The sequence below is a fragment of the Micromonospora sp. NPDC049089 genome (assembly GCF_040648775.1).
GTDB lineage: Bacteria > Actinomycetota > Actinomycetes > Mycobacteriales > Micromonosporaceae > Micromonospora.
The window spans coordinates 1-3026 of sequence record NZ_JBEZEH010000363.1 but is presented as its reverse complement, the minus strand read 5'-3'; the positions used below and the strand labels follow the sequence as shown (position 1 = coordinate 3026).

The following is a 3026-nucleotide window of genomic DNA, read 5'->3' as shown; positions in this document are numbered from 1 at the left end:
CCGCCCGCGGGGGGGGGGCGCCCCCGCGGCCCCCCGCGCCGGCGGGGGGGGGCGCGGGGGGGGGGCCCCCCCCGGGGGGGGGGGGGGGGGGGGGGCGGCCGCCGGGCCCCCCCCCCCCCCGCGCGGGTGCAGACCGGCGTTGGCCCCTCGGGGAGAACGCCACCTGCCTGTCCAGCCCCGCGGTGGCCGCCCGACAGACCGCCGACGCCTTCGGCCTGCTGCCGACGGTCGAGACCGCGTTGGCCGACTGTGACTACGGGGACTGGTCCGGGCGGTCGCTTGAGGAGGTCGCTGAATCGCAGCCGCAGGCGCTGCACGACTGGTTGTCCGCCCCGGACTGCGCGCCGCACGGCGGTGAGTCCGTCACGGCAGTGCGGGATCGGGTCGGCAGTTGGCTGGACGCGCAGCACCGGGCCGGTGGACGAGTCATCGCGGTCACCCACCCACTGGTGATCCGGGTCGCGGTGGTGCACGCCCTCGGCCTTCCGATGGCGACGTACCGGCAGGTGGACGTCGAGCCGTTGGCTGTCGTCCGGCTCACCAGCCAGGGTGCGCGCTGGCACCTTCGACTGGGCGGATAGCGGGCAGGTCGAGGTCACACCGAACGGCGCAGGCCGTGCCCACTCCGGGTGGGCACGGCCTGCGCCTGTCAGCCGCTTGCTCAGTGCTGCCGAGTGGGCAGGTGCAGCTCGACCGGCTCGGGCGGGAGGTCGTCGACACCGGCGGCGACGGCCTGCTCGTGGCGGCGGCGCGCCGAGGGCAGGGCGAGTGCCGCGAAGACGGCCAGGACCGCGACGCCCGCGCACACCCAGAAGCCGGCGGTGAACGCCGTGTCGGTGGGTAGCCCCTGTGGAGTGCTTTTCGAGGTGATGACGGCCGCCACGACCGCCGCGCCGATGCTGCTGCCGATGGTGCGGGCGATGGTGTTGACGCCGCTCGCCTCGCCGGTCTGCCCGGCCGGGACGCTCTCGATGATGGCGTTGGACATCGCCGCGAACGCCAGGCCGATGCCGGCGCCGGTGAGCACCCCGGAGAGCAGCACCTGCCAGGTCGCGCCGTGCGCGAGCGCCGGCAGCGCGAACGCGACGACGACCGCGACCGTGCCGAGGAACATCGGCACCTTGGGGCCGAAGCGGCGGTCCAGCAGACCCGCGAGGGGGCCGAAGACCACCATCATCAGGACGGTGGGCAGCAGGAACAGGCCCGCCTGGGACACCGTCTTGCCGAACCCGTACCCGGTGGCCGCAGGGAGTTGCAGCAGGGTCGGTACCAGCACGAACGTCCCGAACATCGCGAAACCGAGGATCAGGGCGACGAGGTCGGTGGCCCAGACACCGCGGATCCGCATCAGGCGCATGTCGATGAGGGGCTCGCGTACCCGCAGCTCGACCCGGACGAACACCACCATCGCGACCACCCCGAGCAGGAACAGGCCGATGGTCTTCGGCTCGGTCCAGCCCCAGCCCTGCCCCTTGCTCACGGCCAGCAGCAACGAGACCAGCGACACCGACAGGATGGCCGCGCCGAGCATGTCGAGCCGTCCGGGCGTGCGGACCCGCGACTCGGGCATCCCGAAGATGGTTCCGAGCAGCGCGACGACGACGAGGACCAGTGGCAGCCAGAACAGCCAGTGCCACGACAGGTGCTCCACGATCGGGCCCGCGGCCACGATGCCGACACCGGCGCCGACCCCGAAGATCGCCGACAGCAGGCCGACGGTGACGCCGACCTTCTCCCGGGGCAGTTGGTCGCGGACGATGCCGATCGACAGCGGCAGGATCGCTCCGGCGGCTCCCTGTAGCGCCCGCGCGACGATCAGCACGGTCAGGTTGGGGGCCAGAGCGGCGAGCAGTGTGCCCGCGGCGAGGGCCGCGAGGACGCCGATGAGGACCCGGCGCTTGCCGACCATGTCACCGAGACGTCCGAGGATGGGCGTCAACACCGAGGCGGCCAACAGGTACGCCGTGAGCACCCAGCTGATGTCTCCGGTCGAGACGCCCAGGTCCCTTCCGATGGTCGACAGCGCGGGCGCGACCAGCGACTGGAGCACCGCGAACGCCAGGCCGCCCAGCGACAGGTACAGCACCAGGAGGCTGCTGTTGGCGCGCGGGGCGGCGCCGGACGCGGAGTCGAGGTTCGTCGACTCCTCGATGGTGTGGGTCATGAGATCCCCGAACTAAATGTAAACGTTTGCTGACTTAGCCAGTATCCGCAGCCTGGAACTCATGTCAACAGTCGTTTACGTCACCCTCGGGTCGTACCGGACCTTGCGGTGGACGGAAAGTCAACATATGTTTACTTGCTGGCCCGCACCGAGCGGCGGATGGACGGCAACACACCGACTCCGCGCCAGAGCGACAGGAAGGACGCGCGTCGTGACAGCAGAACCGCCCGTCCCCGCGACCAGCAACACCGCCGGCGAACCAGCCCAGCGTCGCCGTCGGGACGCGGCCGAGACCCGCCAGTTGCTGCTCGACGCCGCCCGCCAACGCTTCGCCCGGGACGGCTACGCGGCCACCACCGTCCGGGACATCGCCGACGACGCGGGCGTCAACGTGGCGCTCATCAGCCGCTACTTCACGTCCAAGGAAGGCCTGTTCGAAGCGTGCCTGCGTGCCGCTGGCGACGAACTGGGCCGAACCACCGGTCAGACGCCCGCCGACCGGGTGCCCGAAGCCATCGCCCGGCACATCGCCGGCCTCGGCGCGGCGGGCCTGTCGAGCCAGCTCGCACTGCTGTTGCGGTCGTCCGGGGACGCGGAGGCCGACGAGATCCGGCGTGGCGTGCTGGTCCGTTCCAGCGAACAACTGGCAGCGGCCCGCGGGTGGCGTCCCGGCGATCCGGACAGCCAACAGCTCCTACTCCACGCCCAGATTGCCCTCGCCGCCGGCATCGGAGTCGCGGTGCTGCGGTCGTCGATCCGGCTGGAACCGCTGAGTTCAGCCACCGAGCATGACCTGGTCGGGCCCCTCGACGCCGCCAAGGGCGAGTACGTCGACCTGGTCAAGGCCGGCATCATCGACCCG

At 71.9% G+C, this 3026-nt stretch carries 3 protein-coding genes; 2 read left to right on the top strand and 1 reads right to left on the bottom strand.

The window, feature by feature from the left end; genetic code table 11:
• Positions 1–167 precede the first annotated feature (167 nt).
• A complete protein-coding gene (locus AB0B48_RS32680) occupies positions 168–581 on the top strand; it encodes a histidine phosphatase family protein (protein WP_357208419.1) in 414 nt (137 codons plus the stop codon).
• Between the two features lie 80 nt (positions 582–661).
• On the opposite strand, the gene AB0B48_RS32675 is transcribed toward AB0B48_RS32680, so the two are convergent.
• Positions 662–2164, bottom strand: a complete 1503-nt coding sequence (locus AB0B48_RS32675) for an MFS transporter (protein WP_357208417.1) — start codon at positions 2162–2164, stop codon at positions 662–664.
• 211 nt (positions 2165–2375) lie between these two features.
• On the opposite strand from AB0B48_RS32675, the gene AB0B48_RS32670 reads away from it, so the two are divergent.
• On the top strand, positions 2376–3026 hold a 651-nt coding region (locus tag AB0B48_RS32670), incomplete at its 3' end, for a TetR family transcriptional regulator (RefSeq protein ID WP_357208414.1).

What these genes read in the sequence shown, in the direction of transcription:
- AB0B48_RS32675 (WP_357208417.1), bottom strand. Translation starts at nt 2,164, where the DNA reads ATGACCCACACCATCGAGGAGTCGACGAACCTCGACTCCGCGTCCGGC.